Annotated in this window: 23 protein-coding genes and 1 riboswitch; of the genes, 15 read left to right on the top strand and 8 right to left on the bottom strand. The window is 65.3% G+C overall.

What is annotated here, in order from left to right:
• Positions 1–44: 44 nt before the first annotated feature.
• The gene (locus tag NJ69_RS21260) at positions 45–377 is read right to left on the bottom strand and encodes a DMT family transporter (RefSeq protein WP_029612805.1); all 333 of its coding nucleotides are present in this window, start codon (positions 375–377) and stop codon (positions 45–47) included.
• Between the two features lie 86 nt (positions 378–463).
• Between NJ69_RS21260 and NJ69_RS21265 the strand changes: the two genes are divergently transcribed.
• Together NJ69_RS21265 and waaA are read left to right on the top strand one after the other, a co-directional pair.
• Positions 464–1,354 carry a LysR family transcriptional regulator gene (locus tag NJ69_RS21265; protein WP_039582827.1) on the top strand — a complete coding sequence of 297 codons (891 nt, stop codon included), beginning with the start codon at positions 464–466 and terminating at the stop codon, positions 1,352–1,354.
• A 44-nt stretch (positions 1,355–1,398) separates the two neighbouring features.
• Complete coding sequence (gene waaA / locus NJ69_RS21270; RefSeq protein ID WP_039582829.1) at positions 1,399–2,670, top strand: lipid IV(A) 3-deoxy-D-manno-octulosonic acid transferase; 1,272 nt, start codon at positions 1,399–1,401, stop codon at positions 2,668–2,670.
• Positions 2,671–2,706: 36 nt separating this feature from the next.
• On the opposite strand, the gene NJ69_RS21275 is transcribed toward waaA, so the two are convergent.
• Entirely contained in the window at positions 2,707–4,143 is a 1,437-nt protein-coding gene (locus NJ69_RS21275) for a TolC family outer membrane protein (RefSeq protein WP_039582831.1), read from the bottom strand.
• 160 nt (positions 4,144–4,303) lie between these two features.
• A riboswitch (TPP riboswitch) is annotated at positions 4,304–4,410 on the top strand.
• Positions 4,411–4,568: 158 nt separating this feature from the next.
• Between NJ69_RS21275 and thiC the strand changes: the two genes are divergently transcribed.
• Positions 4,569–6,449, top strand: coding sequence for a phosphomethylpyrimidine synthase ThiC (gene thiC, locus NJ69_RS21280; RefSeq protein WP_039582833.1), 1,881 nt, complete (start codon positions 4,569–4,571; stop codon positions 6,447–6,449).
• An 88-nt stretch (positions 6,450–6,537) separates the two neighbouring features.
• On the opposite strand, the gene NJ69_RS21285 is transcribed toward thiC, so the two are convergent.
• Positions 6,538–7,284, bottom strand: a complete 747-nt coding sequence (locus NJ69_RS21285) for an RsiV family protein (protein WP_029612802.1) — start codon at positions 7,282–7,284, stop codon at positions 6,538–6,540.
• Between the two features lie 172 nt (positions 7,285–7,456).
• Here NJ69_RS21285 and NJ69_RS21290 point away from each other — a divergent pair, with 172 nt between their 5' ends.
• The 9 genes from NJ69_RS21290 to NJ69_RS21330 all read left to right on the top strand — a co-directional run bounded on the left by NJ69_RS21290 (position 7,457) and on the right by NJ69_RS21330 (position 16,768).
• The gene (locus tag NJ69_RS21290) at positions 7,457–8,074 is read left to right on the top strand and encodes an NUDIX domain-containing protein (RefSeq protein WP_039582834.1); all 618 of its coding nucleotides are present in this window, start codon (positions 7,457–7,459) and stop codon (positions 8,072–8,074) included.
• The gene (locus NJ69_RS21295; protein ID WP_039582835.1) at positions 8,065–8,517 is read left to right on the top strand and encodes a DUF1249 domain-containing protein; all 453 of its coding nucleotides are present in this window, start codon (positions 8,065–8,067) and stop codon (positions 8,515–8,517) included. Before NJ69_RS21290 ends, NJ69_RS21295 begins: the two co-directional genes overlap by 10 nt.
• An 84-nt stretch (positions 8,518–8,601) precedes the next feature.
• Positions 8,602–9,411: a 3',5'-cyclic-AMP phosphodiesterase gene (gene cpdA / locus NJ69_RS21300; RefSeq protein ID WP_039582836.1), complete on the top strand. Its 810-nt coding sequence runs from the start codon at positions 8,602–8,604 to the stop codon at positions 9,409–9,411.
• Positions 9,412–9,570: 159 nt separating this feature from the next.
• The gene (locus tag NJ69_RS21305) at positions 9,571–10,179 is read left to right on the top strand and encodes a YqiA/YcfP family alpha/beta fold hydrolase (RefSeq protein WP_029612795.1); all 609 of its coding nucleotides are present in this window, start codon (positions 9,571–9,573) and stop codon (positions 10,177–10,179) included.
• Positions 10,180–10,212: 33 nt separating this feature from the next.
• A complete protein-coding gene (gene parE, locus NJ69_RS21310; RefSeq protein ID WP_039582838.1) occupies positions 10,213–12,117 on the top strand; it encodes a DNA topoisomerase IV subunit B in 1,905 nt (634 codons plus the stop codon).
• On the top strand, positions 12,117–13,103 hold the full coding sequence (locus tag NJ69_RS21315; protein WP_432416629.1) for an esterase-like activity of phytase family protein: 987 nt from the start codon (positions 12,117–12,119) through the stop codon (positions 13,101–13,103). The genes parE and NJ69_RS21315 overlap by 1 nt, the downstream gene beginning before the upstream one ends.
• The gene (locus NJ69_RS21320) at positions 13,100–13,618 is read left to right on the top strand and encodes a retropepsin-like aspartic protease family protein (protein ID WP_029612792.1); all 519 of its coding nucleotides are present in this window, start codon (positions 13,100–13,102) and stop codon (positions 13,616–13,618) included. The genes NJ69_RS21315 and NJ69_RS21320 overlap by 4 nt, the downstream gene beginning before the upstream one ends.
• A gap of 10 nt (positions 13,619–13,628) precedes the next feature.
• Entirely contained in the window at positions 13,629–15,884 is a 2,256-nt protein-coding gene (gene parC, locus NJ69_RS21325) for a DNA topoisomerase IV subunit A (protein WP_039582842.1), read from the top strand.
• 173 nt (positions 15,885–16,057) lie between these two features.
• Positions 16,058–16,768, top strand: a complete 711-nt coding sequence (locus NJ69_RS21330) for a PqiC family protein (RefSeq protein ID WP_039582843.1) — start codon at positions 16,058–16,060, stop codon at positions 16,766–16,768.
• Between the two features lie 257 nt (positions 16,769–17,025).
• Here the strand turns inward: NJ69_RS21330 and NJ69_RS21335 are convergent, their stop codons facing one another.
• On the bottom strand, positions 17,026–18,498 hold the full coding sequence (locus NJ69_RS21335; RefSeq protein ID WP_039582845.1) for a histidine kinase: 1,473 nt from the start codon (positions 18,496–18,498) through the stop codon (positions 17,026–17,028).
• A 135-nt stretch (positions 18,499–18,633) separates the two neighbouring features.
• Between NJ69_RS21335 and serB the strand changes: the two genes are divergently transcribed.
• A complete protein-coding gene (serB, locus tag NJ69_RS21340) occupies positions 18,634–19,848 on the top strand; it encodes a phosphoserine phosphatase SerB (RefSeq protein WP_039582846.1) in 1,215 nt (404 codons plus the stop codon).
• Positions 19,849–19,902: 54 nt separating this feature from the next.
• Here serB and asd read toward each other — a convergent pair whose 3' ends face one another.
• Genes asd through NJ69_RS21355 form a run of 3 tightly spaced genes read right to left on the bottom strand, consistent with a single transcriptional unit; the run spans position 19,903 to position 23,165 of the window.
• On the bottom strand, positions 19,903–20,766 hold the full coding sequence (gene asd / locus NJ69_RS22975) for an archaetidylserine decarboxylase (protein WP_039582848.1): 864 nt from the start codon (positions 20,764–20,766) through the stop codon (positions 19,903–19,905).
• Between the two features lie 9 nt (positions 20,767–20,775).
• Positions 20,776–21,585 (bottom strand): rhodanese-like domain-containing protein, encoded by an 810-nt coding sequence (locus NJ69_RS22980; RefSeq protein WP_039582849.1) that lies wholly within the window; start codon positions 21,583–21,585, stop codon positions 20,776–20,778.
• A gap of 44 nt (positions 21,586–21,629) precedes the next feature.
• Positions 21,630–23,165, bottom strand: a complete 1,536-nt coding sequence (locus tag NJ69_RS21355; RefSeq protein WP_039582851.1) for an HDOD domain-containing protein — start codon at positions 23,163–23,165, stop codon at positions 21,630–21,632.
• A gap of 130 nt (positions 23,166–23,295) precedes the next feature.
• Between NJ69_RS21355 and motA the strand changes: the two genes are divergently transcribed.
• Together motA and motB are read left to right on the top strand one after the other, a co-directional pair.
• Positions 23,296–24,147 (top strand): flagellar motor stator protein MotA, encoded by an 852-nt coding sequence (gene motA / locus NJ69_RS21360; protein WP_029612787.1) that lies wholly within the window; start codon positions 23,296–23,298, stop codon positions 24,145–24,147.
• 3 nt (positions 24,148–24,150) lie between these two features.
• Positions 24,151–25,182 (top strand): flagellar motor protein MotB, encoded by a 1,032-nt coding sequence (gene motB, locus NJ69_RS21365; RefSeq protein ID WP_039582852.1) that lies wholly within the window; start codon positions 24,151–24,153, stop codon positions 25,180–25,182.
• A 33-nt stretch (positions 25,183–25,215) separates the two neighbouring features.
• On the opposite strand, the gene rsgA is transcribed toward motB, so the two are convergent.
• Positions 25,216–26,247: a small ribosomal subunit biogenesis GTPase RsgA gene (rsgA, locus tag NJ69_RS21370; RefSeq protein ID WP_029612783.1), complete on the bottom strand. Its 1,032-nt coding sequence runs from the start codon at positions 26,245–26,247 to the stop codon at positions 25,216–25,218.
• Positions 26,248–26,275 lie beyond the last annotated feature (28 nt).

Below are 26,275 nucleotides of genomic sequence, written 5' to 3' on the forward strand. Positions count from 1 at the left end.
CGATTGCCCAGTATACAGGTGCGCTGCGGCCGTGGTCTTGACGCTCAGTGGCCGGCGGTCTTGGAGAACACCTGGATCACCACCACGCCGGCGACGATCAGCGCCATGCCCAGCATGGCCGGCAGGTCCAGCTTCTGGCCGTAGATCACCAGCGCGGCCACGCTGATCAGCACGATTCCCAGCCCTGACCAGATCGCGTAGGCGATACCCACCGGAATGCTGCGCACCACCAGGGTGAGCATCCAGAACGCAATGGCGTAGCCGCCGATCATCAACAACAGCGGCACGGGCGTGCTGAGACCTTTGACGGCTTTCATCGACGCGGTGGCGATGACTTCGGCGCAGATGGCGATGGCGAGATAGCTGTAGGCATTCATGGGCAGTTCCTCCGGTACAGGCTCGGCATTCTAGCGGTGGCATAGATGCGGTAAAGTCATTACCTATCCGTTTTGGAGATGGGTTGATGGCCGATCAGTGGAACCTCGAACAGTTGAAAACCTTCGTGCAGGTGGCGGAACTGCGGTCCTTTTCGGCGGTGGCACGGGCGCAGCGCAAGGCGCAGTCGGCAATCAGCACGGCCATTGCGTTGCTCGAAGCCGATTTGGGCGTGAGCCTGTTCGAGCGCAGCAGCGGCCGCCAGCCGACCCTCACTGAAAGCGGTGAGGTGCTGCTGGAGGACGCCCGTGAATTGCTGCGCCAGTGCGAGCGTTTCGACAGCCGCGCCCTGGCGCTGATGCGCGGCCAGGAGGCGTTGTTGCGCGTGGCCCAGGACGAGGCCATGCCTTATCAGCCGGTACTCGACAGCATGGATGACCTGGCCAGCCGCTTTCCGTACCTGCAGGTGCACCTGGCCAGCGGCGCCCAGGGCGATGTGGCGCGCAAACTGGTGCAGCGCCGCGCCGACCTGGGCTTGTTCTTCAACCACGAGAGCATCCCGGCCTCGTTGGAGCGCCGCACGCTGGGCAGCGTCGAGATGGTCACCGTGTGCGCCGTGAGTCATCCATTGGCACGGCAGGGGCGGGTGTCTCTGGAGCAATTGGCCCGCCACCGACAGTTGCTGATCACGCCGGGTGACAGTGACTACCCGGGCGGGCAGGCGATCAGTCCGCAGGTGTGGCGCGCCGACAGCTTCTACGCCATGGCCGAGTTGCTCATGCGCGGGCTGGGGTGGGCGTGGCTGCCGCGCCATGTGGTGCAATACCCCACCTACCAGGCGCACATGCTCGAACTCGACAGCGAATGGCGCCCGCCGGCGCTGGTGGCCGAACTGGCCTGGCGCCGCGACGAGCCGCTGGGCCCAGCCGGGCAGTGGCTGGCCGAGCGTTTCGCCGTGCATTTGCGGGCCATCGGCTGAGCGCGGCAGGTGTTTTGCGGCGGATCCGGGTAAACTGCGGCGCCATGAACAGAACCCTCTATACCCTGCTGTTTCACTTGGGCCTGCCGCTGATCGCGCTGCGCCTGTTCCTGCGCGGGCGCAAGGCACCGGCCTACCGCCAACGCATTGCCGAGCGCCTGGCGTTCGGCCTGCCGGCCATGCGCCAGGGGGGCATCTGGGTGCATGCCGTGTCGGTGGGCGAGAGCATTGCTGCGGCGCCGCTGGTCCGGGCGCTGTTGCAGGCCTATCCGCAGTTGCCGATCACCCTGACCTGCATGACGCCGACTGGCTCGGAACGCATCCGCGCGATGTTCGCCGACGAACCGCGGGTGCAGCACTGCTACCTGCCCTACGACCTGCCTTGGGCCGCCGGACGTTTCCTCGACCGGGTGCGCCCGCGCCTTGGCATCATCATGGAAACCGAGTTGTGGCCCAACCACATCCACCAGTGCGCACGGCGCGGCATTCCCGTGGCCTTGGCCAATGCACGGCTGTCGGCGCGTTCGGCGCGTGGCTATGCGCGGTTCGCCGGACTCACCCGGCCGATGCTCGAAGAGATGAGCCTGATCGCCGTGCAGACCGAAACCGAAGCCGAGCGCTTTCGCAGCCTGGGCGCCCGTGCCGAGTGCGTGCAGGTCACCGGTTCGATCAAGTTCGACCTGAAGCTGGATGACACCTTGGTGCCGCGCGCTCGGCAATTGCGTGAGCAGTGGGGCGCCAGCCAGCGGCCAGTGTGGATCGCTGCCAGTACCCATGAGGGTGAAGATGCGGCAATCCTCGACGCCCACCGGCGTGTGCTCCAGGTGCATGGCGATGCGTTGCTGATTCTGGTGCCGCGCCACCCGGAACGATTCGACGCCGTGCACGCGCTGTGTCGCGCCAGCTTCACCACGGTGCGGCGATCTGCCGAGGTGGCAGTGGACGGGCAGACCCAGGTGTTGCTCGGCGACACCATGGGCGAATTGCTGTTCCTCTACGCCCTGGCCGATATTGCCTTCGTAGGCGGCAGCCTGGTGCCCACCGGCGGGCACAACCCGCTGGAGCCGGCGGCGTTGGGGTTGCCGGTGATCACCGGTGCGCACGTCTTCAACTTCCTGGAAATCAGCGCGATGCTGCGCGATGCCGGCGCCTTGCTGCAGGTGGACGACGCCGAAGGCTTGGCCGCGGCTGTACGTCGTCTGATCGAGTTGCCCCAGGACGGCCGGCGCATGGGCGAGGCGGGCAGGGCGGTGATGCAGGCCAACCAGGGCGCCTTGCAGCGCTTGCTCGACGGGTTGGCGAAGCTGATCGGCTGACCCGCGCGTCCGATCGGCCCCGCCAATGCCGCCGACTCAGCGTCGGCGCTCGAAGTTCTTCGCCGCTGCCGCTGCCAGGTCTGGCGGCAGGAAGTCCTTGTCCGGGTTGTAGTCGGGCTTCAGGTAGCGTCCCAGGTCTTGCAGATCCTGCGGGCTGAGGGTGCCGGCCGCCTGTTTCAGGCGCAGGTTGTCGAGGATGTAGTCGTAGCGGCTGTTGTTGTAGTCGCGCACCGAGGCATACAGCTGACGTTGGGCGTCGAGCACGTCGACGATGTTGCGGGTGCCCACCTGATAGCCGATTTCGGTGGCTTCCAGCGCGCTCTGGTTGGAGACGATCGACTGCTTGCGTGCCTGCACCTGCTCCACGTCGGTATTGACCGCCCGGTGCAGGTTGCGGGTGTTCTCGACCACCTGGCGGCGCAGGCTTTCGCGCTGCTGCTCGCTCTGGTTCAACCGCGCATAGGCCTCGCGCACCTGCGAACTGGTGAGCCCGCCGCTGTAGATCGGAATGTTCAATTGCAGACCGACGCTGGTCTGCTCCACATCGCCGCCGTAGCGCACACCCGGTTGCGGCGCTGGATTGCTGAATCCAAGGTTGTCGTTGTCGCCTTTCTGGTAGCGCGCCACGGCATCGAGGGTGGGTGCATGGCCAGCCTTGCGCTGGCGCAGGGTTTCCTCGGCAGCCTCCACCGCGTGGTTGGTGGCCAGCAGGTTGAGGTTCTGCCGCGCGGCGGTCTCGACCCAGGCTTTGGCGTCATTGGGCGTGGGCACTTGCACCGGCAGGCTGTGCACCACGCCCTGCAGCGAGCCGTACTCGCGGTTGGTCAGGGTCACCAGCGCCTCGAAGGCGTCCTGCACCTGGCGCTCGGCCAGGATGCGGTTGGCGCGGGCGGTGTCGTAGCCAGCCTGGGACTGCAGCACGTCGGTCTTGTCGGAAAGGCCCACGTCGAAGCGTTCGTTGGACTGGTCGAGCTGGCGCTTGAACGCTGCTTCCTCGGCCTTGGTCGAGGCCAGGTTGTCCTGGGCGCGCAGCACCGTGAAGTAGCGCTCGGCGCTTTGCAGGATCAGGTTCTGTTCGGTGGCCGACAACTCCAGCGCGGCCTGTTCGTTGACCGCTTCGGCGGCCTGCAACTGGAACCAGCGGTCGGCACGGAACAGCGGCTGCGACAGGGTCGCGCTCCAGGCGGTGCCGCTGCGCGTGGAGGTGATCGATGGCTGATCCAGCTGGGTGCGGGTGTTCATCGTCTCGGCCCCGGCGGAGAGGTTGGGCAGCAGGCCCGCCCGCGCCTGCGGCACCACTTCCCGGCGCGCGCCGTAGTCGGCGCGGGCGGCCGCGAGGTCGGCATTGTTGCCCACCGCTTCCTGGTAGACGCTGACCAGGTCGGTCTTCACCGTCATGGGCACAGCCGCTGCCCAGGCCGCACCGTGGGACGCACAAGACACGGCGAGCGCCAGTGAAAGTTTGCGCAGCATAGGGCAATCCTTGTACGAAAAATAATTTCTGAACTGTTGAGTATCGGGCGATGCGCCAGTGTAGTGCCGGGCGCCGCCGGCAACAATCGGCGGCCTGCGCCTTTCGTCCCTTGCCCGGCAATGCGCTTGGCTTTGCAGACCAGACCAGTCTAGACTGCGCAAGTTCTTGTCGGGGTGCCTTGAGTCGAAGGCTGAGATCGGAGAGTTCCGGATCCCGTTGAACCTGATCAGGTTAGCGCCTGCGTAGGGAACAAGATTGCTCACCTTCCCGGGGAGCCTCTTGTGCCAGGTCCGGGATCGTCGCCGCTGTCACACAGCCAAGGCACCCCATGTATCCGGCACTGCACTCCAGCAAGGAGTGCGTCCGCGCCTTTCAGGTTCGCCCCGACATTCCGCCCGCTAGGAAGCTGTCTGGAGAGCCTGTGATGAGTCAACAAGAAAAAACGATCAGCCTGAGCGAGTCGGCCCGCGTCGACCAGCAGTCCGTGCAACCGCTGCCCAATTCGCGCAAGGTCTACGTCCAGGGCTCGCGCCCGGACATCCGCGTGCCCATGCGCGAGATCAGCCTGCACGACACCCCCACCGACTTCGGCGGCGAGCAGAACGCCCCGGTACTGGTCTACGATACCTCCGGCCCCTACACCGACCCTGACGTCATCATCGACGTGCGCAAAGGCCTGGGCGATGTGCGCTCGGCGTGGATCGACGCGCGTGGCGACACCGAGCGCCTGGACGGCCTGAGTTCGAACTTCGGCCAGCAACGGCTCAACGATGCGGAGCTGACCAAGCTGCGCTTCGCCCACGTGCGCAACCCGCGCCGGGCCAAGGCCGGCGCCAACGTCACGCAGATGCACTACGCGCGTCAGGGCATCGTGACCGCCGAAATGGAATACGTGGCGATCCGCGAGAACATGAAGTTGCAGGAGGCCCGCGCCGCCGGCCTGCTCGACCAGCAGCATGGCGGTCACAGCTTCGGCGCCAGCATCCCCAAGGAAATCACCGCTGAATTCGTCCGCGAGGAAATCGCCCGTGGGCGCGCGATCATCCCGGCCAACATCAACCACACCGAGCTGGAGCCGATGATCATCGGCCGCAACTTCCTGGTGAAGATCAACGGCAACATCGGCAACAGTGCCCTGGGCTCGTCCATCGAAGAGGAAGTGGCCAAACTGACCTGGGGCATTCGCTGGGGGTCGGACACGGTGATGGACCTGTCCACCGGCAAGCACATCCACGAGACCCGCGAGTGGATCATCCGCAACTCGCCGGTGCCGATCGGCACCGTGCCGATCTACCAGGCCCTGGAGAAGGTCGGTGGCGTTGCCGAAAACCTCACCTGGGAGCTGTTCCGCGACACCCTGATCGAGCAGGCCGAGCAGGGTGTGGACTACTTCACCATCCACGCTGGCGTACTGCTGCGCTACGTGCCGCTGACCGCCAAGCGCGTCACCGGCATCGTCAGTCGTGGCGGCTCGATCATGGCCAAGTGGTGCCTGGCGCATCACCAGGAGAACTTCCTGTACACGCACTTCGACGAGATCTGCGAAATCATGAAGGCCTACGACGTCAGCTTCTCGCTCGGCGACGGCTTGCGTCCCGGCTCGATCGCCGACGCCAACGACGCCGCCCAGTTCGGTGAGCTGGAAACCCTGGGCGAGTTGACCAAGATCGCCTGGAAACACGATGTGCAATGCATGATCGAAGGCCCCGGCCATGTGCCGATGCAGTTGATCAAGGAGAACATGGACAAGCAGTTGGAGTGCTGCGACGAGGCGCCGTTCTACACCCTTGGCCCGCTGACCACCGACATCGCCCCCGGCTACGACCACATCACCTCGGGTATCGGCGCGGCGATGATCGGCTGGTTCGGCTGCGCGATGCTCTGCTACGTCACGCCCAAGGAACATCTGGGCCTGCCGAACAAGGACGACGTCAAGACCGGCATCATCACCTACAAGATCGCCGCCCACGCCGCCGACCTCGCCAAAGGTCATCCCGGCGCGCAGATCCGCGACAACGCGCTGTCCAAGGCGCGTTTCGAGTTCCGCTGGGAGGATCAGTTCAACCTGGGCCTGGACCCGGACACGGCGCGCGCCTTCCACGACGAGACCCTGCCCAAGGAGTCGGCCAAGGTCGCGCACTTCTGCTCGATGTGCGGGCCGAAGTTCTGCTCGATGAAGATCACCCAGGAAGTGCGCGAATACGCCGCCAAGATCGACACCGTCGATGTCACGGCCGAGCAAGGCATGCGCGAGCAGGCTCAGCGCTTCCGTCAGGAAGGCAGCCAGTTGTACCGCAAGGTGTGAGTGCGGCGGGCCGCGCGGTTGCACACCGCGCGGCCCTTTTCAGCGAGTCGAGGTGCCGTTCGCGGGCAAGCCGCAACGGCCGACGCGCTTAGCCTCGGCCAGGGAACAGCTCTGGACGGATGACGCCGTTCAGGCGTGGATAGGGGATTTTCAGTTCGACGTGGCCCATGGAGTAAGGGGCGATGGCATAGACCTCGTACTTCACCACGACCGCACCGTAGGTCAGGGCGATGTGCGGCGATGGCTTGAACGGCCAGGTTTTGACGAACTCGGCGTCCTTGTCCATGCCCGTGCTGATCAGCCAGGCGCGGTGCGATTCCTCGACGGTTTTCCAGAAGGTGTCTTCCTGGCCGGGGATCAGCATGTCCTGCAGGGTCAGCACCTTGTCCTGCTTGCGCGAGTAGTTGATGAAGGCGCGGCCCGGCATGCCATGGGCACCGCCGCTGTCCAGGTAGCTGGACAATTCGACGATCACCAGTCCGTCATGCTGCTCGCGTACCTTGGCTTGCAGGTAGCTGCTGTTGCGCGCCGGGGCGCTGGCCAGGTACTGCTGTTCGTATTGCTGCAACGTGGTCGGCGCAGTGCCGCGCTGATTGTCTTCGGTCAGTTGCAGCAGGCGGCGCTCCACCAGGGCATCGAGCTTGGGCAACGTCGGGAAGTGCACGGTGTCGATATTCACCAGAGGGCAGTCGCGCTCGCTGCAGCCGGGTTTGACGTGTTCCCAGGCTTCGCGCTTGACCTCGACCGGCGCGCGGTAGTTGGGCGCGAACAGGCTCTGGCAGGCGCCGAGGGTCATCGCCAACAGGGCGACGGCGGTCAGTTTGACGAGCGTCATGGGAGTCCTTGCAGAACGGGGTTGATCGGCCTTGGACCGTCGGCAGGGCCTTCGGTTCGCCACTAAGCTAACAGAGTGCAGGCGGCCTGTCCCGGTCGCGGGAAAGGGATGAAACGCGGCGATTCGCAGAGTAGGATGGCGCGATGCAGTGGTTGATGTAGCGAGGAATTTCATGTCAGACACCTTGAACACGGTGCCCAGGGCGGTGCAGATCGTCGAGCGGACCAATTGCTTCCAGGGCTTCTACAAGCTCGACAAAGTGCGCCTGCGCCACGAGCTGTTCGCCGGCGGCATGGGCCGTGAGATCAGCCGCGAGCTGTTCGTGCGCCATGATGCGGTGTGCGTGCTGCCCTACGACCCGCAGCGCGACGAAGTGGTGCTGATCGAGCAGTTTCGCGTCGGTGCGCTGGACAAGACCGACAACCCTTGGCTGATCGAACTGGTCGCCGGTCTGATCGACAAGGACGAGCAGCCCGAGGAAGTGGCCCATCGCGAAGCCGAGGAAGAAGCCGGCCTGCACTTTGCCGCGCTATGGCCGATGACCCGCTACTTCCCCTCGCCGGGCGGCAGTGACGAATACGTGCACCTGTTCCTGGGTCGCTGCAGCAGCGAGGGCGCCGGCGGACTGCATGGCCTAGAAGAGGAGGGCGAGGACATCCGCGTGCGCGTGTGGACCTTCGACGACGCTTTGCAGGCGGTGCGCGACGGGCGCATTGCCAACGCCGCGAGCATCATCGCCCTGCAATGGCTGGCGCTGAACCGCGACGAAGTGCGGGGGATGTGGAGGTGAACCTGCTGCGCGAACGCTATCGGGTCGACCTGGCCGGGCTGCAGGCGGCCTGTGAGGCCAACTACGCCCGGCTGATGCGCCTGCTGCCGGACATGCGCAGCACCCAGAGTTCGCGACGCATCGGTATGACCCAGGGTGACCAGATGCTCGGGGTGCTGGTGCTCGAGGTGGTGCTGGCCTGCCCCTATACCACCACCTTGCGTGTGCGCCAGGAGCACAGCCTGCCCTGGTTGCCGGTTCCGCACTTGGAGGTGCAGGTGTATCACGATGCGCGCATGGCCGAGGTGGTCAGTGCCGAGCATGCGCGGCGCCTGCGCAGCATCTATCCGTATCCGAATGCGGCGATGCACCAGCCCGACGAAAAGGCTCAGCTCAACCTGTTCCTCGGCGAATGGCTGAGCCACTGCCTGGCCTGCGGCCATGAGTACGAAACCGTGCGTTGAAATGTGACGCTCGTCGATTTTGCGTCTTTGCCTCATCTTTCACTGCGTCCATAATTCTGCCGATTCCGCACAAGGAGACGGCCGTTGTCGCACCCACCCACGCCTCCCGCACCGCTGCACCTGGTGCAATTGACCGACCCTCATCTGTTCGCCGATCCCGCGGGGGCCATGCTTGGCCTGAACACCCGCGACAGCCTGCGCCATGTGATCGCGCAGGTACGCCGCGAACAGCCGCGCATCGACCTGCTGTTGTGCACCGGTGATTTGTCCCAGGATGGCAGCGCCGCGTCCTATGCCGCGTTTCGCCAGCTCACCGACGAGCTGGGCGCGGCAGCCCGCTGGCTGCCAGGCAATCACGACGACGCCCGACTCATGGCCGAGGTGACCGCGCACAGCGCGCTGATGCAGGCGGTGACCGATATCGGCGCCTGGCGCATCGTCATGCTCGACAGCGCCGTGCCCGGTGCCACCCATGGTCAGCTCGCGGCGGCGCAACTGGCGCTGCTCGACGCTGCCTTGGCCAGCGCGGGAGACCGTTACTGCCTGGTCTGCTGCCATCATCAGCCGGTGGATATCGGTTGCGCCTGGATCGCCCCGATCGGCCTGCGCAACGCCGATCAGCTCTTGGCGCGCCTGGCGCAGTACCCTCAGGTCAAGGCGCTGCTCTGGGGGCATGTGCATCAGGAGTGGGACGAGGTGCGCGAGGGGCTGCGGTTGCTGGCCAGTCCATCGACCTGCCTGCAATTCGCCCCCGGCAGCGCGGATTTTCAGGTGAGCGAGCAGCAGCCAGGCTATCGCTGGTTGCGCCTGCATGCCGATGGACGGTTGGAAACCGGCGTCGAGCGGGCACGGGATTTCCAGGTCACGCTGGATTTCGACAGTCCTGGCTATTGAGGCCTGCGGCAGCCTCGAGAGGGGACGCCGTGCTCAGGGTGTGTTGCCGAAGAACTCGTAGGTAAAGTCCGGGCCTTTCGTCAAAACCCCGCGAACAGGCTAAACTGCGCGTCCTACGCCCATCACATCGGGCGCGAAGCCGCAGATTCCGGGGGTAGCATGTCGGGTTCGATCCTCTATATCCATGGCTTCAACAGCTCGCCGCTGTCCACCAAGGCCCGGCAGCTCGAAGCCGTCATGCAGCATCTCGGCCTGGCCGAGCGACTGCGCATCCCGGCCCTGCATCATCACCCGCGCCAGGCCATGGCCCAGCTCGAAGCGGGCCTTGCCGAGCTGGACGCGCCGCTGCTGGTCGGCAGCTCGCTCGGCGGCTACTATGCCACCCACTTGGCCGAGCGCCACGGGCTCAAGGCCCTGCTGATCAACCCGGCGGTCACGCCGCACCGGCGCTTCGACGGTTATCTGGGCACCCAGCGCAATCACTACAGCGGTGAAACCTGGGAGCTGACCCACGACCATGTGCAGGCCCTGGCCGAACTCGAAGTGCCGCCGCCGCAGGACGCGACGCGTTATCAGGTGTGGCTGCAGACCGGCGACGAAACGCTGGACTACCGCGACGCCGAGCGTTTTTACCGGGCGTGTGCCCTGCGCATCCAGGCCGGAGGCGATCACGGCTTCCAAGGCTTCGTCGAGCGCTTGCCCGCCCTGCTGGCCTTTGCCGGCATTGCCCGCGGACAGTACGCGGCGCTCGACTTCTCTGTATTTTGACCTTTGCATTCACCAGACTGACGACGAGAACCCATGGCCAATCCCAGCGCTAGCGCCTATAACGCAGACGCCATCGAAGTCCTCTCCGGCCTCGACCCGGTCCGCAAGCGACCGGGCATGTACACCGACACCAGCCGGCCCAACCACCTGGCCCAGGAAGTCATCGACAACAGTGTCGACGAAGCCCTGGCGGGCCACGCCCGTTCGATTCAGGTCGTGCTGCACGCCGACCACTCCCTGGAGGTCAGCGACGACGGCCGTGGCATGCCGGTGGACATCCACCCCGAAGAGGGCGTGTCCGGCGTCGAGCTGATCCTCACCAAACTGCACGCCGGGGGTAAGTTCTCCAACAAGAACTACCAGTTCTCCGGCGGCCTGCACGGCGTTGGCATCTCGGTGGTCAACGCCCTGTCCTCTCAGGTGCGCGTGCGCGTCAAGCGCGACGGCAACGAATACCAGATGACCTTCGCCGACGGCTTCAAGGCCACCGAGTTGGCGGTGGTCGGCACGGTCGGCAAACGCAACACCGGCACCAGCGTGTACTTCGCCCCCGATCCGAAGTATTTCGACTCGCCCAAGTTTTCCATCAGCCGCCTCAAGCACGTGCTCAAGGCCAAGGCTGTGTTGTGCCCGGGGCTGTCGATCAGCTTCGAGGACAAGGGCACCGGCGAGAAGGTCGAGTGGCACTACGAAGACGGCCTGCGCTCGTACTTGGTCGACTCGGTCAGCGACTTCCTGCGCCTGCCCGACGAGCCGTTCTGCGGCAGCCTGGCCGGCAACAAGGAAGCGGTTGACTGGGCGCTGCTGTGGCTGCCGGAGGGCGGCGACAGCGTCCAGGAAAGCTACGTCAACCTGATTCCCACAGCGCAGGGTGGTACCCACGTCAACGGCCTGCGCCAAGGCCTGCTCGACGCCATGCGCGAGTTCTGCGAGTTCCGCAACCTGCTGCCGCGTGGGGTCAAGCTGGCGCCGGAAGACGTCTGGGAACGCATCACCTTCGTGCTGTCGATGAAGATGCAGGAGCCGCAGTTTTCCGGCCAGACCAAGGAACGGCTGTCGTCGCGCGAGGCGGCGGCATTCGTCTCCGGCGTGGTCAAGGACGCCTTCAGCCTGTGGCTCAACGCCCACCCCGAACTGGGCATGCAACTGGCCGAACTGGCCATCAGCAACGCCGGGCGGCGTTTGAAGGCGAGCAAGAAGGTCGAGCGCAAACGCATCACTCAAGGCCCGGCGCTGCCCGGCAAGCTGGCCGATTGCGCCGGTCAGGACCCGATGCGTGCCGAGCTGTTCCTGGTCGAGGGCGACTCGGCCGGTGGCTCGGCCAAACAGGCGCGGGACAAAGAGTTCCAGGCGATCCTGCCGCTGCGCGGCAAGATCCTCAACACCTGGGAAGTCGATGGCGGCGAGGTGCTGGCCAGCCAGGAGGTGCACAACATCGCCGTGGCCATCGGCGTCGATCCGGGTGCCGTTGACCTGTCGCAACTGCGCTACGGCAAGATCTGCATCCTCGCCGACGCCGACTCCGACGGCCTGCACATCGCCACCTTGCTGTGTGCGCTGTTCGTCCAGCACTTCCGTCCGCTGGTCGAGGCCGGCCATGTCTACGTGGCCATGCCGCCGCTGTTCCGCATCGACCTGGGCAAGGACATCTATTACGCCCTCGACGATGCCGAACGCGATGGCATTCTCGATCGTCTGGTCGCCGAGAAGAAACGCGGCAAGCCACAGGTCACCCGCTTCAAAGGCCTGGGCGAAATGAACCCGCCGCAACTGCGCGAAACCACCATGGACCCCAATACCCGGCGCCTGGTGCAGCTCACCCTGGACGACTTGCCCGGCACCACCGAGATCATGGACATGCTGTTGGCCAAGAAGCGCGCGGGCGATCGCAAGCACTGGCTGGAGACCAAAGGCAACCTGGCCGAGGTCCTGGTTTGATGCGGTCACTGTGCGCGGTGCTGCTCACGCTGCTCAGCGTTTCGACGCTGGCCAGCGAGTGGCCCGAGCTCACGCTCACTGCCGAGCATCCGATCGACGGCATGCGCGGCGGCAACCTGTCGGGTCTGGCCCAGTGCCGGGGCGCCCTGTGGGGTGTTTCCGACCGCGACGACGACCGTATCTACCGCTTCGAGCAGCACGACGATGGCGTGTGGCAGAGCGAAGCGCTCACCTTCACTGCGCCGCCTCCACCGGAAAGCGGGTTGCCCTGGGGACTGAAGTCGCGAAACTGGGCGGCATCCTACATTCGTGGCGGTGAGCTGGACTTCGAGGGCATCGCCTGCGACGGCGCCGACAACCTCTATGTGGTCAGCGAAGCCCACGCCGGCGTCCTGCAACTGCCGTTGCAGGGCGAGCCGGACTGGCTACGCATCGATCCGGCCATGGTCCGCCAGGCCAGGGCCAGTGGCATGTTGCTGCATTTCAACGCGCTGTTCGAAGGCCTGGCCATCAATCCTGCCGGCGACCGTCTGTGGCTGGCCGCAGAACGCGAGCGCCGTGGCCTGATCTCGATACAGCGCCAGCAGTCGTTGTGGACCTGTGGCGTCAGTTGCGTACTGCTCAGCGAGGCGGGCCTGGAGATGCAGCCACCGCAGATGCCCAATGCCCGAGCGGTGTCGCGGGACTTCGCCGACTTGGCGCTGTTCGACGGCAAGCTGTTCACCCTCGAGCGCAACGCCTACCGCATTTGCCGCCGCGATGCCGACAGCGGCGCGGTGGAGCGCTGCTGGTCGTTCGCCGCCGAGGCGCTGGTGGAATCGCGCCGCTACGACCAGCCTTACGGCCTGGCCGAGGCATTGGTGATCGACAAGGATGGCGCCTGGATCGGCCTGGACAACAACAACGGCCGCCGTGCCGATGGCGAAACCCGACCGATCGTCTGGCGCTTCGCTGCGCCGGCCGGCGGCTGGAGCGCCAAGCCTTGAGTCAGCCACCGGGCAAGCGTGCCGGACGCGTGCTGATGATCGTCGCCTGGGCGGCCGCGCTGTTTCTCGCCACGCGCTTTTTCGGCCAATGGGAAGATCGCCAGCTCAATCCCAACAGCGCGGTGCAGTCCTCCCATGGCGAGGGCTTCATCGAAGTGAGTCTGCTGGCCAACGGCCAGGGTCACTTCGTGGCCGACGGCGCGATCAATGGCCAGGGTGTGCATTTCATGCTCGACACCGGCGCCACCGACGTGGCGATCCCTGAGGCGCTGGCTCGCGACCTGGCGCTGCAACGCGGCGCGCCAGTGATGCTCAGTACCGCCAACGGTCGCACCGAGGGCTATCGCACCCGGCTCGACAGCCTGCAGTTGGGCGATATCCACCTGCGCGAGGTGCGCGCCTTGGTAGTGCCCGGGCTGGACGGCCAGACGGTGCTGCTCGGCATGAGCGCCCTGAAACAACTTGAATTCACTCAGCGCGGCGGCACCATGCTGCTGCGCCAGAACCTGAAATGACGAGGCTCGCATGAGCGACTTACTGGACAGTCTCGAAGGCGTCGAACGCCGTTCCCTGGCCGACTTCACCGAACAGGCCTACCTCAACTATTCCATGTACGTGATCATGGACCGGGCCCTGCCGCACATCGGCGACGGCCTCAAGCCCGTGCAGCGGCGTATCGTCTACGCCATGAGCGAGCTGGGCCTGGATGCCGACGCCAAGCACAAGAAGTCGGCGCGTACCGTCGGTGACGTACTGGGTAAATTCCATCCCCACGGCGACTCGGCCTGCTACGAAGCCATGGTGCTGATGGCGCAGCCGTTCAGCTACCGCTACACGCTGGTCGATGGCCAGGGCAACTGGGGTGCGCCGGACGATCCGAAATCCTTCGCGGCCATGCGCTACACCGAGGCGCGGCTGTCGCGTTATTCCGAAGTGCTGCTCAGCGAGCTGGGCCAGGGCACCGTGGACTGGGGGCCGAACTTCGACGGCACGCTCCAGGAGCCGCTGGTCCTGCCGGCGCGCCTGCCGAACATCCTGCTCAACGGCACCACCGGTATCGCCGTGGGCATGGCCACCGACGTGCCGCCGCACAACCTGCGTGAAGTCGCCAGCGCCTGCGTGCGTCTGCTCGACGAGCCGAAGGCGACCCTCGAGCAACTGTGCGAGCACATCCAAGGCCCGGACTACCCCACCGAAGCCGAGATCGTCACGCCGCGCGCCGACATCCTCAAGATGTACGAGAGCGGCAAAGGCTCGATCCGCATGCGGGCGGTGTATCGCGTGGAAGATGGCGACATCGTCGTCACCGCCTTGCCGCATCAGGTGTCCGGCGCCAAGGTGCTGGAGCAGATCGCGGCGCAGATGCAGAACAAGAAGCTGCCGATGGTCGCCGACCTGCGCGATGAGTCCGACCACGAAAACCCCTGCCGCATTGTTATCATCCCGCGCTCGAACCGCGTCGATGCCGCTGAGCTGATGCAACACCTGTTCGCCACCACCGATCTGGAAAGCAGCTATCGGGTCAACGTCAACATCATCGGCCTGGACGGGCGTCCGCAACTCAAGAGCCTGCGTGCGCTGTTGCAGGAGTGGTTGCAGTTCCGCATCGGCACCGTGCGCCGCCGCCTGCAGTTCCGTCTGGACAAGGTCGAGCGTCGCTTGCACTTGCTCGAAGGTCTGCTCACCGCCTTCCTCAACCTGGATGAGGTGATCCATATCATCCGCACCGAGGAGCATCCCAAGCAGGCATTGATCGAGCGTTTCGCACTGAGCGAAATCCAGGCCGACTACATCCTCGAGACCCGTCTGCGCCAATTGGCGCGCCTGGAAGAGATGAAGATTCGCGGCGAACAGGACGAACTGCTCAAGGAGCAGGCCAAGTTGCTGGCGCTGCTGGGCAGCGAGGCCAAGCTGCGCAAGCTGGTGCGCAGCGAGCTGATCAAGGATGCCGAAACCTACGGCGACGCGCGTCGCTCGCCGATCGTCGAGCGCGCCGAGGCCAAGGCCCTGTCGGAAACCGAGCTGATGCCGACCGAGCCGGTGACCGTGGTGCTCTCCGAAAAAGGCTGGGTGCGCTGCGCCAAAGGCCATGACATCGATGCCACCGGTTTGTCGTACAAGGCCGGTGACGGCTTCAAAGCGGCAGCGGCGGGGCGTTCGAACCAGTTTGCGGTGCTCATCGACTCGACCGGCCGCAGCTACTCGCTGGCGGCCCACAGCCTGCCCTCGGCCCGAGGTCAGGGCGAACCGTTGACCGGTCGGCTGACGCCGCCGCCCGGCGCCAGCTTCGAGTGCGTGTTGCTGCCCGAGGACGATGCGCTGTACGTGGTGGCGTCCGATGCCGGCTACGGATTCGTGGTCAAGGGCGAGGACTTGCAGGCCAAGAACAAGGCGGGCAAAGGGTTGCTGAGCCTGCCCAATGGCGCCAAGGTCATTACCCCGCGTGCGGTCGATGATCGCGAGCAGGATTGGCTGGCGGCGGTGACGACCGAAGGGCGTTTGCTGGTGTTCAAGGTGGCCGACCTGCCGCAACTGGGCAAGGGCAAGGGCAACAAGATCATCGGTGTACCGGGGGACCGGGTCGCCAGCCGGGAAGAATACGTCACCGACCTGGCCGTGATCGCCGAGGGCGCGACCCTTGTGTTGCAGGCTGGCAAGCGTACCCTGTCGCTCAAGCCAGATGATCTGGAACATTACAAAGGCGAGCGGGGTCGCCGTGGTAGCAAGTTGCCACGAGGTTTCCAGCGCGTCGACAGCCTCACGGTAGAGCGTCCGGCGTGAACCGACTGTCCGTCCGGAACGGCGTTTTCAGCGTCGATCTGGGCGGAAATGCTGGAGTCTGCCGACCATTTCGCGGATGATACACCCCTCGCGGGGCCGGCGTGGCCGTGTGCCCCCAGGAATCCACACGAGTATCACTGCGGTTGCCGCGCGGCAACCGCCTGGATGGGACGATGAAATTTCTGCGCCTTCCCTTTGCGCTGTTGATGACGGGACTGCTGGGCCTGGGCGGGTGCACCATGCACCAGCCGGTGGCCTTGTATCAGCTCGACAGCGGTGACCCCGGCCAGCCGACGCAGGCTGCCGGCATGGCGGTCGTGCTCGGACCGGTCTCGGTCGCCGACTACCTGCAACGTGAAACCTTCCTGCAACGTCAGCCCGATGGCAGCCTCACCGCCGCGACCGACGGTCGCTGGGCCGGCAGCCTGTCGTCGGATATCGACCAGTTGCTGGTCCGCCAGCTCGCCTGGCGTCTGGATAGCCAACGCGTGGTCCTGGCCCCGGCCAGCACCGGCTTCACGCCTGATGTGCAGGTGCTGTTGTCCATCACCCGCCTGGACTCCGGCAGCAGCCAGCCGGCGATTCTCGATGCCCAGTGGCGCGTGCTCGACCGTCGCGGCCATGTGCGCGACAACCGTATCGTTCATCTCGAGCAGCAGCACGAAGGCAGCGAAGCGTCCCAGGTTCAGGCCCAGGGGCAACTGCTGCAGCGGTTGGTCGAGCAGTTGAGCAGCGCGGTCAAGCCTTTGGCCAACCAGCCGGCGCTCGCCGAAGAAGCCCCGAAGAAGCCGGCGGCCCAAGCCCAGGTGAAGAAGCAGCCCGAGAAATCGAGAATTCCGATGGCTTCGCCGATTCGCACGGACATGGAAGTGTTCCGCTTCTGACCCATCCGGCACAAAAAAGCCCGCAGCGATGCGTAATGCGGTTCACTTAAGATCTGTTTTGCTGGAATTGGGGCTGCTGCGCAGCCCATCGCGGCGCAAGGCCGCTCCCACAGGGTCCGTGCAGCCTCATGTTTAAGGGTTTGCGCGGAATTTGTGGGAGCGGCCTTGTGCCGCGAAAGGGCCGCGAAGCGGCCCCAGCATTCTTAAGTCAACCGCATTACGCAGCGCTGCGGGCTTTTTTGTGCGTTGGCCTCCGATCAGCCGCGCCGCTCGTGCATGCGGGCCAGTTGACGCTCCAGCATCGACGGATACGGCTCCATCAGTCGTTCGACACAGCAGGCCCCCTCGGGGCTGGCAATCGGGCGAATACGCGCACGCTGGCGGATCAGCGCATCGTCGCTGACCTGACGTTCGACCAACAGCAGGTTGCGGCTGTGCTGTGACAGGGCCAGGGCTGCCTGGGCCTTGTCGGTCATCAGTAGATCCACCTGGTCCATGTCCAGCAGGTCTTCGCCCAGCGCCAAGCCCAGTTGCAGTTGCAAGGTGATGCCGCTGTCGGCCACCTCGATCTGCAAGGCGTGGCCCAGGGCGCGCAGCAGCTCGCCGCAGCAGATGGCGTTGGTGAGGTAGTCCTCGCCGCTGTGACGGCTGTGGAACAGCAGCAGGGTGCTGCCATCGTTGAGCGTCTGCACTTCACCTTCGTAGAGCGACGCGGCCTGATCCAGGCAGTCGCGGTAGCGCTCCAGAAGCTCGGTCAGGCGCGTGCGCGGCAGGCGCCGCAGTTGCTCCTGGGAGCCCAACTGCACCGCCAGCACGGCGCTGGTGTTCGGTTCGTCCGGCTCGGCAACACTCAGCGCCTTGGCGCTGGGCTCGTTGTCCTCGAGCAGGTCGGCGAAGGCGTCGTCGTCGGCCTCTTCGTCGGCCGCGACGGGGCGGGCGCTCACGGGCTTGGCGGTGGGCTTGCGGGGGGCGGGCTCGACCGGTAGGTCGGCGAAGTCGTCCTCGTCTTCCGGCTCGGGTTCAGGCTCCGGTGGTGGCGGCGGCGCCAGCTTGGCGTGCAGCTGCCTGGCCAGATCGCCGATCTCGTCCTGACGCTCGATGCCCGGGGTGTAGGGGTGAGGATCGCGTAACCAGACCCGCAGTTGCAGCAGCGGCGTGGAGATGAAACGACCCAGGCGCAGGCTCAGGGTCAGCGCCAAGGCCAGCAGGATGGCGGCGAGAATGCCCATGCTCTGCAGGCTGATCAGCATCGGCTGCTGGAACTGGCTCATGTCCAGGCTGATGCGCAGTTGCCCGGCGGTCACGTCCTGGAAGGTGATCTTGGTCTGGTAGACACCCTCGGCCTCGCCCAGCAGGCTGTTCTTCGGCCGTTGCCCGGCCTCGGCGAGGATGCGGTTGTCGGGGCTGTAGATCGCCGCGTGGGCCACCAGCGGGTTCTTCACCAGGTTGCCCAGCAGCACGTTGAGGCTGAGGATGTCGTTGGACACCAGCAGCTCGGTCGCCGACGTCGCCGTCTGGGTGGTCAGGCTCTGGCCCACGGCATCGGCCTGCTCGTGCATGGCCTGCTTGAACTGCAGGCCCATCACGCAGGCATAGATCACCAGAGCCAGCGCCACCAGGAAAATGTTGTGGCTGGCGATGCGCAATGCCAAGGGAATACGGCGTTGGCTCAAGGCTCGGAAGATCATCAGAAAGAAGTTGTCGGTTTTGACGGGCGTGGGCCGGTTCACAGAGCGCGGCTCTTTATGGCGGAATTGATGCCGGGCAGTATAGCGACCCGCGTTTTGTCGGCAAAGTATCGGTGCTGCCCGATGGTCACTGAAAGTGGGTAGAATGCGCACTTTTCATCGAGTTGGAGCACGGTCTTGCGCGAAATCGTCCTGATCAACATCACTGGTGAAGACCGTCCGGGTCTCACTGCGGCCCTCACCGGCGTCCTGCTCCAGGGCGGTGTGAACATTCTCGACATCGGTCTGGCCGTCATGCACGGCACGCTGTCGTTCGGCATTCTGGTGGACATTCCCGACAACGAGGTGGCCACCGCCTTGCTGCAAAGCGTGCAGTCCAAGGCTCACGAGCTGAACCTGCAGGCGCGCTACACGCCGATTTCCGAAGAAGACTACCAGCAGTGGGTCGACGGTCATGGCGACAACCGCCATATCGTCACCCTGCTCAGCCGCAAGGTCACCCCGGCACAGTTGCAACGCGTCAGCGCGCTGATCAGCCAGTACGGTCTGACCATCGAGCGTATCGAGCGCCTGTCGGCCCGGGTCGCGCTCGATGCGCCCACCGAACAGGGGCGTGCCTGCCTGGAAATCTCGGTGCGCGGCGAGCCGACCGATCCCCAGGCCCTGCGCGCCGAGTTCTTCGCGCTGTCCTCCGAGCAGGGCGTCGATATCGCCTTTCAGCAGGATGATCTGTTCCGCCGCAACCGTCGCCTGGCGGTCTTCGACATGGACTCGACCTTGATCGAAGCCGAAGTGATCGACGAGCTGGCCAAGGCGGCGGGTGTCGGCGAGCAGGTGTCGGCGATCACCGAACGCGCCATGCGCGGCGAACTGGACTTCCGCGCCAGCTTCAAGGAGCGCATGGCCTTGCTCAAAGGCCTGGATGTTGGCGTGCTGGACGAGATCGGCGCCTCGCTGCGCCTGACCGAAGGCGCCGAGCACCTGTTCGCTGAACTCAAGCGCCTGGGTTACAAGACCGCCATCCTCTCCGGCGGCTTCTCCTATTTCGCCAGGCAGGTGCAGGCGCGCCTGGGCATCGACTACGTCTTCGCCAACGAGTTGGAAGTGGTGGATGGCAAGGTGACTGGGGTGGCGGTGGAGCCGATCGTCGATGCCCAGCGCAAGGCCGATCTGCTACAGGAGCTGGCGATCAAGGAGGGGCTGCAACTGGAGCAGACCATCGCGGTGGGCGATGGCGCCAACGATTTGCCGATGCTGTCGCTGGCGGGCCTGGGCGTGGCCTTCAGGGCCAAGCCGCTGGTGCGTCAATCGGCCAAGCAGGCCATTTCTACGCTGGGTCTGGACGGGGTGTTGTATCTGCTGGGCTGGCGCGACCGCAACGGTTGCGCGTGAGGGCCTGGTAGAGGCATGAGGGCGCGGCAGGCTGCCGCGCCCTCATGTGTCTGGTCAGCCTTGGGTCGGCAGTGCCAATTGCTCACCCATGCGTACGGCCGACAGCGCGCCGAGGTTCTGCGCCCACTTCACCTGATCCGGCCCGAACAGCACGATGGCGGTGGAGCCCAGCTTGAAGCGGCCCAGTTCCGCACCTTTCTCCAGATGGATCGGCGCACGGCTGGCTTCGTCGTAGCGAACGGTCTTGAGTTCGCGCTTGGGTGGTGTGACCAGCCCGGCCCACACCGTCTCGATCGAGGCGACGATCATTGCACCGACCAGCACCACGGCCATCGGCCCGCGCTCGGTGTCGAACAGGCACACCACGCGCTCGTTGCGGGCGAACAGTTCCGGTACGTTTTCAGCGGTGGTTTGGTTGACCGAGAACAGCCGACCTGGCACGTAGACCATCTCACGCAGGGTGCCGGCCAGCGGCATGTGCACGCGGTGGTAGTCCTTGGGTGACAGGTAGATGGTGGCGAACTCGCCGCCCATGAACGGCGCTGCCAGCGCCGGATCGCCGCCCAGCAGCTCCTGGGCGCTATAGCTGTGGCCCTTGGCCTGGAAAATGCGCCCGTGTTCGATCGGGCCAAGCTGGCTGACGGCGCCGTCGGCCGGGCACAGGATCGCGCCGGGGGTGTCGTCCAGCGGGCGTGCGCCGGGCTTGAGGGCACGGGTGAAGAAGGCGTTGAAGTGCTCGTAGGCGGTGAGGTCTTCGACCAGCGCTTCGCTCATGTTGACCTGGTAGCGCTTGGCGAACCAGGCGGTGAAGGCATTCTTGAACCAGCGTACGCGGCACTCGGCCACGCAGCCGGCCAGGCGCGAGAGCAGGTGATGCGGCAGCAGGTACTGGCTGATGATGAACAAACGGGATTTCATGCAGTTTCCTTAAACGTCTACAGGCGTGTCCGGGTGATTGCCCCACTCGCTCCACGAGCCAGCGTAGGCCTTGACCCGTGGATAGCCCAGGGCCTTGGCGACCAGGTAGGTGAAGCCGGAGCGACGGTGGGTCTGGCAGTGGGTGATCACTTCCTTGTCGGGGGTGATGCCCAGGTGCTGAAGGGTCTGTGCGATATCGCCGCGAATGCGCAGGCGGTCGTTGAGGTCCATGCCGGCGGTCCACTCGAAATTGATCGCACCGGGTATGTGTCCGCCTCGGGCGGCCAAGACTTTCTCGCCGGAGAACTCCTGCGGTGCACGGGCATCCCAGACCACCAGGTCAGGGGCGCCCAGGCGGCTTTGCAGGTACTCGCGGGTCGCGGTGGGTTCGCCGTGCAGGCGCAACTTAACCGGTGTGTTCGCCACGGGCGGCACCTCGGTGGACAGTTGATCGGCAGGCCAGGCCTGGATCCCGCCATTGAGGTAGTGGTAGGCCTTGTGCCCGATCACGTCGAGCAGCCAGATGAAGCGCCCGGACCAGCCGCCGCCTTCGTCGTCGTACACCACGTACACCGCATCGTCGCGATGACCCAGTTCGCTGAATAGCTTTTCCAGATCGCCCAGCGCTGGCAACAGGCCGGGCGCAGGCGGTTGGCCGAGCTGGGTGCGCTTGCCGTCGACCAGGCGCGCGCCGGGGATGTGGCCGCTGCCGTAGCGATTGGCGCTGCTCAGATCGACCAGGATCAGCTCGGGCGACTGCAGGCGCGGCAGCAGGTCGTCGGCTTCGATCACCAGAGGCAAGCCGGAAAAATCAGTCATCCACGGTCTCCGGGGGCGAGAAAGGGGCGATTGTAGCGCACGGCTCAGCCATTGCGGTTGGCGAAGCTGGCCAGTGCGCGCTCGATACATTGCGCGGTTTTGCCAAACGCCTGCACGCCAACATCGGCCAGCGGCTTGCCGCCCTGGTCGGCGATCACCAGCATCAGCGCCTGCTCATTCAACGCCAGCGAGCGCAGCAGCACGTGTTCGCTGGGGAACAGGGCGCGCAGTGTGGTGGGCAGCAGGGGCGCGAAACGGGCGTGGTTTTCCGGCGTCAGGCGCAGTTGCGAAGCTTTGCTCAGCAGTTTTTGCAGCAGGGTGCTTGCGTTCAGGTCGACCTTGAGCGCCGCCGCCTCACGCGGCAGGACGGCGCTTTGCTGCACGCGCAGGCAGTCGTTGGGCTTGTCCAGCATCAGCAGCAGCACCCGCTGCATGCCGCAGGCCAGCAAGGCATCACGTGCCAGGGTGGCCAGGTGCATGCTGTTGCTGAACGGGCTGGGCTGGGTCAGCAACTCGCCACACAGGGCACGCCAGCGTTCCAGGTCCTGCGCAGGGGGCGGCGGCGCGGTGAGCATGTCCGGGTGCGGCCGGCGTTGCTCCCAAGGCCAGATCAGCGCTTCGGCCGGATGGAACAACGCATGCCGGGCGTGATGGCGGGCGCTGGCGGCCGCCTGCTGGTGGACCTGCTGCTGGACGTCGTCCAGGGTGGTTTGCAAATACAGCGCGGTCAGCAGTTGCCAGCGCAGCAGGTGCGGGTTGTCCCAGCCGACCTGCGCCGACAGCGCCAGCCCGTTGGCGAGCAGCACGGTATTGGCCGGCTGGTTGAACCAGCGGCGCAGACCGCTTTCGTCGTCCAGGCGATGCTGTTGGTTCAGTGCATCGGGATCGCGCGCGATATTCAGCACCTGGGCCAGTTGCTCGCGCTCTTCGAGCAGCAGGCGATAGCCCTGGGTGACCCATTCCGGCAGGCGCCAGTGCAGGGCGACGGCCCGGCACAGTTCCATGATGCGCACGCCGAACAACGCATGCTCCACCTCGGCGGCGTCCTCGCCCTTGTGGATCACCCGCAGTTCCCAGGCGTCGAGCAGCTTGGGGTAGGCCAACGCCAGGGGCCACAGCGGCGAGAGGAACAGCAGGCTGCCCCAGTGGATTTCCTGCCACAGCCGTGCCAGGCGACTGGCGAACAGGCCGTTGGCCTGTTGCGTGGCGTGCTGGCTGATCAGCAGGAACTGGCGCAGCACCGGCGGGATGTCGTCGGCCGGCACCGCCGGTAGACGCCCCATGAGCTGCAGGATGCGTGAAAGACCCAGGCGGTTGAGGGCGACCTCCAGGCTTTCGGCTGGCTCGGCCATGCTGGCGTTGGCCGGATGGTTGGCCTCGCGCATGACGCACAGCACCAGCGACGGGCTGTCCTGCATCAGTTCGGCGATGTCGCGCAGCGAGCGGCGGTTGTCGTTGACCGCCGCCAGGACGCGGTCATGACTCTCCTTGGGCACCGGCACACGGATACCGTCGAGTAGCTTTACCCAGCCCTCGAGAGAGGAGGGGACCTGCGCTGGCAGCTTGGTTTCGATTGGCATTTTGACATCAGTCCGAACTGGCTTTTCGCATTATGTGGCTATAGTCTGGCGCAGTTCTGCCGATAAGTAGAAGCAGAGTTTCAAAGCTCCCGCCCCTGAACCTGACCACGACAGCAAGTGCTTCCAATCTATGGCTAAAATTATCGGCATCATCGTCGTATTCGCGAGCGTTCTCGGCGGGTACGTCCTATCCCACGGCAAGATCGCGGCGCTGATCCAGCCATTCGAAGTGCTGATCATCGGTGGTGCAGCCTTTGGTGCCTTCCTGCAGGCCAACCCGGGCTACATGACCCTGCACGTGATCAAGAAGTCGCTGAAGATGTTCGGCAGCCGCTTCACCCACACGTTCTACCTGGAAGTGCTGGGCCTGATCTACGAGATTCTCAACAAGAGCCGCCGCGAGGGCATGATGGCCATCGAGGGCGACATCGAAGATGCCGCCGCCAGCCCGATCTTCGCCAAGTACCCGGCAGTGCTCGGCGACGAGCGCATGACGGCGTTCATCTGCGACTACCTGCGCATCATGTCCACCGGCAACATGGCACCCCACGAGCTCGAGGGCCTGTTCGACATGGAACTGCTGAGCATGAAGGAAGAGCTCGAGCACCCGTCGCACGCGGTGACTGGCGTGGCCGACGGCATGCCCGGCTTCGGTATCGTCGCGGCGGTACTGGGCATCGTGGTGACCATGGCCTCGCTCGGCGAGGGCGACCAGAAGGCGATCGGCATGCACGTGGGCGCGGCGCTGGTCGGTACCTTCTTCGGTATCCTGGCGGCCTATGGCTTCTTCGGCCCGCTGGCCAACTGCCTGCAGCACGACGCCAAGGAAGAGCTGAACGTCTACGAGGCGATCAAGGCCTCGCTGGTGGCCTCGGCCTCCGGCATGCCGCCGTCGCTGGCGGTCGAGTTCGGGCGCAAGGTGCTGTATCCAAAGCATCGCCCGAGCTTCGCCGAGCTGGAACAAGCGGTGCGCGGTCGCTGAGTCATGGAGAACAACCAGCCCATCATCGTCAAGCGCATCAAGCGCTACGGCGCCGGCCATCATGGCGGCGCCTGGAAGATCGCCTTCGCCGACTTCGCCACGGCAATGATGGCGTTCTTCCTCGTGCTGTGGCTGCTGTCCACGGCCACCCCTGAGCAGAAGATCGCCATCGCCGGTTACTTCAAGGATCCGATCGGCTTTTCCGAGAGCGGTACGCCTTACGTCATCGACCTGGGCGGCTCGCCGCAACTGGCGCCGGAAAAGACCATCAACCCGGAAGAGAAGTCCGAGCCGACGCCTGACACCAGCCTGCAACTGGACAAGGACAAGGTCGAGACCATGGCCGAGCAGGTCGAACAGGAGCGTCTGCAACTGTTGCTGCAGGAACTGCAGAACAAGGTCGAAGAAAACCCGCAACTGCAGAAGTTCAAGGATCAGATCCTGTTCGAAATCACTCAGGACGGCCTGCGTATCCAGATCATGGACGCCGAGAACCGGCCGATGTTCGACCTGGGCAGTGCGCGCCTCAAGCCCTACTTCGAGGACATCCTGCTGGCCATGGCCGACACCATCAAGGCGGTGCCGAACAAGATCAGCGTGAGCGGCCACACCGATGCCAAGCCATACGCCGGCACCGGCGACTTTGGCAACTGGGAGTTGTCGGCCAACCGCGCCAACGCCGCGCGTCGGGCGCTGATAGCGGGTGGTTATCCGGACGATCAGGTGGCGCGGGTGGTGGGCTATGCTTCGTCGTCGCTGTTCGACCGCGAGCATCCGCAGAACCCGGTCAACCGCCGCATCGACATCATCGTGCTGACCAAGAAGGCCCAGCGCGACATCGAAGGCGAGCAGAGCCAGCCCGATGCGCCGGCCAGCCCGACCACGCCGCCCGCCAACGCCGCGCCTGCGGCACCCGGCGCTGCGGCGGCGCCCACCACCGATCCGGCGCAGCCGATGCAACCGCGCGAGTTGCGCCAGAAGCTGAACATCTTCGAGAACGGCACCTTGAAGATGGACGACAGCAAGGAAAACTGACGCGCTGCCACGGCCCTGCAAGGGCCGTGGCTGTCAGTAGGTGTCTTGGGTCAGGCTGGCCACGATCGAGCGATAGCTGTGCATGCGCTGCGCTGAAACACGACCCTCTTCCAGCGCCTTGAGCAACGCGCAGCCCGGCTCGCGGTCATGCTTGCAGTCGCGGAAGCGGCAGTTGCCCAGCAGGTCGCGAAACTCGATGAAGCCTGCTTCCACATCGTCGCGGCTGACGTGCGCCAGGCCGAATTCGCGGATACCCGGCGAGTCGATCAAGTCGCCGCCATTGGGGAAGTGATAGAGCCGCGCCGTGGTGGTGGTGTGGGTGCCCTGGCCGGACCATTCGGACAAATCGCCCACCCGCGTCTGCGCCTGCGGCAGCAGGCTGTTGACCAGCGACGACTTGCCCACCCCCGATTGCCCGACGAACACACTGATGTGCGCGTCCAGCGTCTGTTGCAGGCGCTGCATGCCATCGCCGTGGTGGGCCGACACTTCCAGCAATGGATAGCCCAGGTCGCGGTACACCGCCAGCAGCGCGTTGAGCGTGGGGGCATTGTGCGCGTCGATCAGGTCGGCTTTGTTCAGCAGCAGCAGCGGGCGGATACCGGCGTGTTCGGCAGCGACCAGGTAGCGGTCGATGAGGTTGGCCTGGGGTTCGGGCGCCGGGGCGAAGACGATCACGATCAGGTCGACGTTGGCCGCCACCGGTTTGAGTTGGCCGTGGTTGTTGGGCCGGCACAGCTCGGTGCCGCGCGCAAGCTGCGCCACGATCACGCCGTTGCCCTGGTTGCCGGCACGCCAGACCACCTTGTCACCGGTGACCAGCGCCGGCAGGTTGGCGCGCAGGTTGCAGCGGAACACCTGGCCGGCGGCCTCGCCGTCCTGGGCTTCGACCTCGACCGTGACACCGAAGTGGGCGATCACCAGGCCCAACTGCTCGGGGCCCAGGTCGCCACCTTCGAGCTCCTGCAGCGCGTGCTGCTCGCGTTTGGCAGCGCGGGCGGCGCGTTCACCCTGGATCTTTTCGATGCGCCAGTTCTGGCGGCGATTGAGCTGGCGTTTGGCCATGAAGGTTCCGTGTCGGCGGGGCAGAAAG

The sequence above is a fragment of the Pseudomonas parafulva genome (assembly GCF_000800255.1).
Classification (GTDB): domain Bacteria; phylum Pseudomonadota; class Gammaproteobacteria; order Pseudomonadales; family Pseudomonadaceae; genus Aquipseudomonas; species Aquipseudomonas boreofloridensis.

What these genes read in the sequence shown, in the direction of transcription:
- NJ69_RS21330 (WP_039582843.1), top strand. Translation starts at nt 16,058, where the DNA reads ATGAAATTTCTGCGCCTTCCCTTTGCGCTGTTGATGACGGGACTGCTG.
- NJ69_RS21285 (WP_029612802.1), bottom strand. Translation starts at nt 7,284, where the DNA reads ATGACGCTCGTCAAACTGACCGCCGTCGCCCTGTTGGCGATGACCCTC.
- NJ69_RS21290 (WP_039582834.1), top strand. Translation starts at nt 7,457, where the DNA reads ATGTCAGACACCTTGAACACGGTGCCCAGGGCGGTGCAGATCGTCGAG.
- waaA (WP_039582829.1), top strand. Translation starts at nt 1,399, where the DNA reads ATGAACAGAACCCTCTATACCCTGCTGTTTCACTTGGGCCTGCCGCTG.
- NJ69_RS21305 (WP_029612795.1), top strand. Translation starts at nt 9,571, where the DNA reads ATGTCGGGTTCGATCCTCTATATCCATGGCTTCAACAGCTCGCCGCTG.
- parE (WP_039582838.1), top strand. Translation starts at nt 10,213, where the DNA reads ATGGCCAATCCCAGCGCTAGCGCCTATAACGCAGACGCCATCGAAGTC.
- thiC (WP_039582833.1), top strand. Translation starts at nt 4,569, where the DNA reads ATGAGTCAACAAGAAAAAACGATCAGCCTGAGCGAGTCGGCCCGCGTC.
- NJ69_RS21265 (WP_039582827.1), top strand. Translation starts at nt 464, where the DNA reads ATGGCCGATCAGTGGAACCTCGAACAGTTGAAAACCTTCGTGCAGGTG.
- NJ69_RS21355 (WP_039582851.1), bottom strand. Translation starts at nt 23,165, where the DNA reads ATGCCAATCGAAACCAAGCTGCCAGCGCAGGTCCCCTCCTCTCTCGAG.
- parC (WP_039582842.1), top strand. Translation starts at nt 13,629, where the DNA reads ATGAGCGACTTACTGGACAGTCTCGAAGGCGTCGAACGCCGTTCCCTG.
- rsgA (WP_029612783.1), bottom strand. Translation starts at nt 26,247, where the DNA reads ATGGCCAAACGCCAGCTCAATCGCCGCCAGAACTGGCGCATCGAAAAG.
- NJ69_RS21275 (WP_039582831.1), bottom strand. Translation starts at nt 4,143, where the DNA reads ATGCTGCGCAAACTTTCACTGGCGCTCGCCGTGTCTTGTGCGTCCCAC.
- motA (WP_029612787.1), top strand. Translation starts at nt 23,296, where the DNA reads ATGGCTAAAATTATCGGCATCATCGTCGTATTCGCGAGCGTTCTCGGC.
- NJ69_RS21260 (WP_029612805.1), bottom strand. Translation starts at nt 377, where the DNA reads ATGAATGCCTACAGCTATCTCGCCATCGCCATCTGCGCCGAAGTCATC.
- NJ69_RS21315 (WP_432416629.1), top strand. Translation starts at nt 12,117, where the DNA reads ATGCGGTCACTGTGCGCGGTGCTGCTCACGCTGCTCAGCGTTTCGACG.
- motB (WP_039582852.1), top strand. Translation starts at nt 24,151, where the DNA reads ATGGAGAACAACCAGCCCATCATCGTCAAGCGCATCAAGCGCTACGGC.
- NJ69_RS22980 (WP_039582849.1), bottom strand. Translation starts at nt 21,585, where the DNA reads ATGACTGATTTTTCCGGCTTGCCTCTGGTGATCGAAGCCGACGACCTG.
- asd (WP_039582848.1), bottom strand. Translation starts at nt 20,766, where the DNA reads ATGAAATCCCGTTTGTTCATCATCAGCCAGTACCTGCTGCCGCATCAC.